This window comes from Arthrobacter crystallopoietes BAB-32 (assembly GCF_000328305.2).
Lineage (GTDB): Bacteria > Actinomycetota > Actinomycetes > Actinomycetales > Micrococcaceae > Crystallibacter > Crystallibacter crystallopoietes_A.
Map to the genome: position 1 here is coordinate 1 of NZ_ANPE02000019.1, position 6,346 is coordinate 6,346.

A 6,346-nucleotide genomic window follows, 5' to 3' on the forward strand; every position below is an offset into this window, starting at 1 on the left:
GGAAGGCGGCAGGCCGCCGTCGTCCACTAGTGCGTTTCACTTCTCCAGGCTTTCGACCGTCACAGTGCCAAGGTTGCCATAGGCAAAGTCCTCCGGGTCGGACTCGATCGGGCTGGTGAAGAGCCCGTCACCAACGAACAGGCTGACGTTGGTGCCCTCGATAACGCCCTGGATGTTCGTGGCGGAGTTGGAGCCGGGAAAGAAGTAGTCGGTGTGGCCGCCCATGAGGGACTGCGGGTCCTCGGGCCTGAGGAAACCAGTCTCGAGCCGGATGGCGTCCATGTTGCTGGGGCTGCCGCCTTCCCAGAATGAACCGCCGTGGAAGCCGCCGCCCCACTTCTGCGCGTAACGGATCGGGTCGTCCCGGGTCTGCAGCCAGTAGCGGTTGGCGTTCGCGTTGGCCGTGTCCTCGGGGCTGCCGACATTGTGGCCAGTGCCGGCCGTGGCGACGTAGATGATGTTGGTGGAGTCGAGGCCCTCGCGTTCAGCGGTGCCGAGCAGCGAACCGCCGGCGCTGTAGCCGACATAGGTTGAGCGGTTCCCGCGGGAATCTCCAGATCCAAGGCAAAATCGAAGGCTGCAAGCTGGGGAGCGCCTTCTTCGTTGTAGGAGCTGGTGGCGTTGTACGGCACCTCGTCCGGCAGGTCGGTTCCCTGCCAGTAGAAGGAAACGGATGAGGCCGAGGACTCCCCATTGATGGCGTCGAGGCGCTGCGTGTAGTTCTCTAGCTGTCCCAGATCCGACCCGGTGCCGGGCACAAGCGTGGCTGCGGTCCGGGTCTGCGGACCGGGATTGCCTTCCATCGTGACGATCCGGCCGTCTCCTTCGAGGCTGACCATGACAACCTGCACGTCGTTGTCCGCAGCGTAGTCCAGGCCCTTCCGCAGCGTCTCCAGCCGGTCCCATTCGGCCGAACCGGACTGGTGGCTTTCCTGTTGTGAGGAGACTGCTTCCCGGTAGCCGGCAATGGTGACCGAATTGGCGCGAACCCGGTTTGCGAAGGGCACTCCATTCAGGTTGCCGAACACTGCCGGATAGAGCAGCAGCAGCCGCTCCCGGACGTCGGGGGAGAGGCTGAGCCAGGCGGTGCGGATTCCGGTGATGCCCTCGTGCGTCAGCGGGTTGTCACCTGCCATCGCGTTGGCCATGATCGCTTCCGGGGAACCAGATGGCCGCCAGACCGGCAGTTTGTTGGCTGCGAGGACTGCAGCGGCTTCGGGATTGGCCAGCACCCAAGCATGGAGCTCCCCGTCGCTGAGTCCCTGCATGGACCGGACATAGTCTTCGGGGGACAGGGTGCCGAAGGCTTCGTCCAGACCGCTCGTGAAGTCTGCCCACGTGGGGACGGGTAGCGAGGAGGTGCCCAGCAGCGATGCCGCGGGCAGTGTTCCGCCGGTGCCGCCGCGGATGGCGTCCAACCCAAGCACGGTTTGCTCGGTCAGCGCCTGCCAGTCCCTCCAGAGCTGTTCGGCTCTGATATTGAATGCGGTGACACGGCCTGTGGTCGCAGCCTGCGCCCCTCCCGGTTCCGCGGGGTCACCCGCCTCTGCCGCTTCGGCGGCAGCAAGGTCGGCGGCCAGTCCCGGTTGCGCAGCTGCCAGTTCCTCCGACTCGGCCTGCAGCAGTCTGCCGGCGGTAACGAACGCCTCCAGCACCGACCTGGCCGAGGCCAGGGCGTGCTGCCATTGCTGGACCGGGTCCACCAGCTCGTCGAGGGCGGTGTGCACGGCCGCCTCTGTCTCGGGCTGGCGGTAGGCCTGCTGCAGCCCCGACCACGCGGCAGTGGCGTCAGCGAGGTAGCCGGCGGTTGCCGAACTGCGCAGCTCCAACTCTTCGGCCACGCCCGCCAGCTTGTCCCAAGGCACGTTGATCCCCGGAAACCCCGCCAGCTGCTGCATCACGGGAGCACCGCCGCGCCGAAACCGCGCCCGGACAGGAACGGCGCCAGGACCGGGGCTGCCGAACCGCCCGACCAGCGCGCGTGACCCGGCCCTGCACCCACGGTGAGACCGGCAGTCGCGGTGGATGCGGCGTCGGCCATTTCCCCGTCCGCCGCCAGGTAGAGCTGCGCGGTTTCAGCCGCCACCCCAGCCTTGTGAAACAGTGCGCCCGCTGCCCGGCTGCCGACATCTTTCCGCGGAGCCCAAAACCGTCCGAAGGCCGCTGCCACGTCCGACGCCGTGCCGAAAGCATTCGTGGCCTCTTCGCCCGAGGCTGCGGCGTCTTCGGCGGCCATCATCATGGATTGTCCGTCTGCCGCCACGTCTGCCAGCACGGCGTGCAGCGCCTCCGGCCTGATATCCCAGCTGCCCATCGATCTGATCTTCCTGTCCTGATCCAGAAGGTTGCTACGAGATGAAGGTTCTACGTGATGAAGCGTTCCATCTGAACCACGGGAGGTCGATGGGAACAACTCCCCATGTGGAAGGCCTTGCGGCTGTGGAGGGAAGGGCGTCGCAGCTGTGGAGGGGAGCTGGAAACCGCGTGGATCCAGGAAGGTTCAGGAGCCGAGACGGGCCGACCACTGGCGGGCCACTTGAGGGCATGGCAGTGTGGGATGCAGCCGGTCCCGGCGTTCGACAGCACCGAAGTTCAAGGAGATGAGCCGATGGCCGATTCGCTCGCATCGACGGAGCAGGCCCGTGAAGACCACGCCGCAGACGTCGCCGGCGGCGAGGCCGTGCCGGAGGAGGCCCCCGAGGTCCAGGCGCCGGAGATCAGCTACGACGAACAGTTCTACCCGGCCCGCCCCCGGGCGCTGAGGCCAAAGGCCCGACGCCGGCCTTGGATACCCGGCCAGCCGCCGTTCGAGGCGGATGCACGCAACCCTGTCTATGTAGAGTGGCTGCGCAACCAATCCATGCTGGGCGATGCGAAGGTCATCGCACGCCAGCTGTCCGGCCAGGCGAGCATGTGGCAGAACCCCTTTGCCTACCCCAATCCGCGTGCGGCGGTGGACAAGGCATCGGTATGGTTCACGGCCTACCCGCTGTCCCTGATCACCGGACCCGGCCAGTCCTTCCTCGCAGCCCTCGGCGATGAGGGGCTCTGGGAGGCGTTCGAGCAGATCGGCATCAAGGCCATCCACACCGGCCCGGTGAAGCTGGCCGGCGGGCTCAAGGGCTGGGAGAACACCCCCAGCGTGGACGGCCACTTCGACCGGATCAGCATGGCGATCGATCCGCTGTTCGGCACCGAGGACGAATTCCGGACTATGTGCGAGGTCGCGGCCGGACACGGTGGCACCATCGTGGACGACATCGTCCCGGGCCACACCGGCAAAGGCGCCGACTTCCGGCTGGCCGAGATGAACTACCGGGACTATCCCGGCATCTACCACATGATCGACATTCCGGAATCGGACTGGCACCTGCTGCCGGACGTTCCCGACGGCGAGGATTCCGTCAACATCGACGCCGCCACCGAGCGAGCCCTGCAGGAAGCGGGCTACATCATTGGGGAACTGCAACGCGTCATCTTCTACGAGCCGGGGGTGAAGGAAACCAACTGGAGTGCCACCCGGCCGGTCATGGACACAGCGGGCCAGTTCCGGCGCTGGGTGTACCTGCACTACTTCAAGGAGGGGCAGCCCTCGATCAACTGGCTGGATCCCACCTTCTCCGGCATGCGTCTGGTCATGGGGGATGCGCTGCACTCGCTGGTGGATCTGGGCACCGGCGCGCTTCGTCTGGATGCCAACGGCTTCCTTGGCGTCGAGAAGAGCGCGGAAGAACGGCCGGGCTGGTCGGAAGGACATCCGCTCTCCGAGGCAGCCAACCAGATCATCGGCAGCATGGTCCGCAAGGTCGGCGGATTCACCTTCCAGGAGCTCAACCTCAGCATCGACGACATCAAAGCGACCTCAGAGAACGGGCCTGACCTCTCCTACGATTTCGTCACGCGCCCGGCCTACCACCACGCGCTGGTGAAGGCGGATACCGAGTTCCTCCGCTTGGCCCTGCGCCAGGCGATGGAAATCGGTGTGGATCAGGCCTCGCTGGTGCACGCACTGCAGAACCATGACGAGCTGACCTATGAGCTGGTCCATTTCGTCACGAAGCACAAGGACGAAGTCTTCGAGTACGACGGCGGGGAGCTCACCGGCGCGGAACTCGCCCACACCATCCAGCAGGACCTGCGGGACGGCATTACCGGCGAGGCCGCCCCCTACAATCTTGTCTTCACATCGAACGGCATCGCCTGTACTACGGCCAGCGTCATCACAGCGGTCCTGGGCATCACCGACTTCGACGCGATTACTTCGGAGGACGTCGACCGGATCCGCCAGGTGCACCTGCTGCTGGCCAAGTACAACGCGCTCCAGCCGGGTGTCTTTGCCCTTTCCGGGTGGGACCTGTGCGGCATGCTCACCCTGGACCGCTCGAAGGTCGGCAACCTCCTGTCCCGCGGCGACACCCGCTGGATCAATCGCGGCGCGCACGACCTGATGGGCTTCAATCCCTCCGCGCAGACATCGACGGCCGGCATGCCCAAGGCGATGGCGCTCTACGGTACGCTGCCCGAACAGCTCCAGGACGAGAACTCCTTCGCCCGCCAGCTCGCCCGAATTTTGCAGGTCCGCGAGCAACACGGCATCGCCAAGAGCGGTCTGATCGACGTCCCGGACGTCTCGCACCGCGGGATGCTCGTCATGGTCCACGACTTGCCCTCCGGCGACCGCGAAGTGACGGTACTGAACTTCTCGGACCAGGACATCGCCGGCACCGTCCGCTCCGAGCTACTGGAGACCGGAGCCGGAGTGACGGATGCGTTCAGCGGCGAGCCGGTGGGGACAGTCGACGACCTGCACAGCTTCTACATCCAGCTCGAGGCCTTCGAAGGCACAGCACTGCTGATCACCGCGCCCGAACCGGAGGAAGACGAGGCCGGAGAGCCGGAGGCAGCGGGAAACCTCACCCCCGGCTGACTCCCGTAGGGGCGGCAACCGGCAGCACAAGCTGCGGGCAACCGGCGCGCAAGCCGGCTGCTATTGCCTGCCCGGCCGGGCACCTGCGGCCAGGTTCTCCAGCTTGTCCGGATTTCGCACCAAGTAGACGCCGGTGACCTTGCCGCCGTCGACATGGATCATGGCGGCCACATCGAGCCGAGGGCGCACTCCGGTCGGCAAGCTCATCATGGGCAGCACCGCGCAGCAGATCCTGCTGCAGGCCAACTGCCCGGTCCTGGCCGTCAAGGCGTAGCGACCCAAACCTGGCACCGGCGGCACCGGACGTGGAATACCCGCGTCCGGTGCCGCCGTCGTTGTTGGTCCTGCCATAATCGGGTCCATGGCTATCAACGGGACAGACCTGAAACACCTGCGGCGCTGCGTTGAGCTGGCACGGGAGGCGCTGGACGACGGCGACGAACCGTTCGGCTCCCTGCTGGTGGATGCGGCCGGCACGGTGCTCTTCGAGGACCGCAACCGAGTCAAGGGCGGCGACCAGACCCGGCATCCGGAGTTCGAAATCGCGCGCTGGGCCGCGGCGAACCTGATCCCGGAAGAGCGCGTCGAGGCAACGGTCTACACCTCCGGCGAGCATTGTCCAATGTGCTCGGCAGCGCACGCCTGGGTGGGGCTGGGCCGGATTGTCTACGCCGCCTCCAGCGAGCAGCTGGGCGGGTGGCTCGCGGAATGGGGCGTGGGGCCCGGACCGGTGGCCGCCCTGCCGGTGCAGGCGGTGGCGCCCGGGATCCCGGTGGACGGTCCGGCGGCGGAGCTGGCCGAGGACGTGCGGGAACTGCACCGGAGGTTCAACTTAGGTTCCTAGGAACACCCGAGCCAGGCACCGCCGTCGTTATGGGCAGTCCTTATGGGCAGTCCTTATGGGCAAAGGCCTAAAGGAAGGCGGAGGCTCTGGCGGCCGGGAGCGCGTTGGGGGGACGCCCGGCGGCCAGAGCCGTCCAAGGTCAGCCGGACGAAATGGTGTTGGGGGAACCATCATCAACAGCAAGACCAGAAAAAACCTTACACCATCAAAGCTAAGTGTGCTTCATTCGTGTTAGCCGCCACTGATCCAGGCGCCGCATGAGGCCATGACGGCGGTTACCGGTGCGCGGATGGTCAAGGGCTGGTCACGGAAAGACAAGACGGGGGAGCGGCGGCCGCGAGATGGTGGTGGGGAACCACGAGGCGCCGCGCGGGTGCGGCCGACCATGAGGAAGGGGACTCAATGCAGACCGAACAGGAAATCCAGCCGGCCACGTTCCAGGAGCTGCTGGCCGCGATCCAGCCGGCCGAGGGCGGCCGGGAGCTGAAGGATCCGGCGACGGGCGAAGTGGTGGGACGGGCGCCGGAGCACACGGCGCAGGAGCTGGACGCCGCGGTTGCCGCAGCGCGGGCAGC

The 6,346-nt window shown here is 66.5% G+C and carries 4 protein-coding genes and 1 pseudogene; 3 read left to right on the forward strand and 2 right to left on the reverse strand.

Annotated elements, in window-relative coordinates:
- Window positions 1-59: 59 nt before the first annotated feature.
- Both D477_RS00420 and D477_RS00425 read right to left on the reverse strand, forming a co-directional pair.
- On the reverse strand, window positions 60-1,901 hold the full coding sequence (locus tag D477_RS00420) for a hypothetical protein (protein ID WP_150109918.1): 1,842 nt from the start codon (window positions 1,899-1,901) through the stop codon (window positions 60-62).
- Window positions 1,898-2,314 (reverse strand): hypothetical protein, encoded by a 417-nt coding sequence (locus D477_RS00425; RefSeq protein WP_005266151.1) that lies wholly within the window; start codon window positions 2,312-2,314, stop codon window positions 1,898-1,900. The genes D477_RS00420 and D477_RS00425 overlap by 4 nt, the downstream gene beginning before the upstream one ends.
- Before the next feature lie 294 nt (window positions 2,315-2,608).
- Between D477_RS00425 and treS the strand changes: the two genes are divergently transcribed.
- From treS to D477_RS00435, 3 genes and pseudogenes are all read left to right on the forward strand, one after another.
- Window positions 2,609-4,927, forward strand: a complete 2,319-nt coding sequence (gene treS / locus D477_RS00430) for a maltose alpha-D-glucosyltransferase (RefSeq protein ID WP_005266152.1) — start codon at window positions 2,609-2,611, stop codon at window positions 4,925-4,927.
- Between the two features lie 178 nt (window positions 4,928-5,105).
- Window positions 5,106-5,201: pseudogene (locus tag D477_RS21510) on the forward strand (universal stress protein); the annotation flags it as partial.
- Window positions 5,202-5,288: 87 nt separating this feature from the next.
- Entirely contained in the window at window positions 5,289-5,771 is a 483-nt protein-coding gene (locus tag D477_RS00435; protein WP_005266155.1) for a nucleoside deaminase, read from the forward strand.
- Window positions 5,772-6,346: the final 575 nt, after the last annotated feature.

What these genes read in the sequence shown, in the direction of transcription:
- D477_RS00425 (WP_005266151.1), bottom strand. Translation starts at nt 2,314, where the DNA reads ATGGGCAGCTGGGATATCAGGCCGGAGGCGCTGCACGCCGTGCTGGCA.
- treS (WP_005266152.1), top strand. Translation starts at nt 2,609, where the DNA reads ATGGCCGATTCGCTCGCATCGACGGAGCAGGCCCGTGAAGACCACGCC.
- D477_RS00435 (WP_005266155.1), top strand. Translation starts at nt 5,289, where the DNA reads ATGGCTATCAACGGGACAGACCTGAAACACCTGCGGCGCTGCGTTGAG.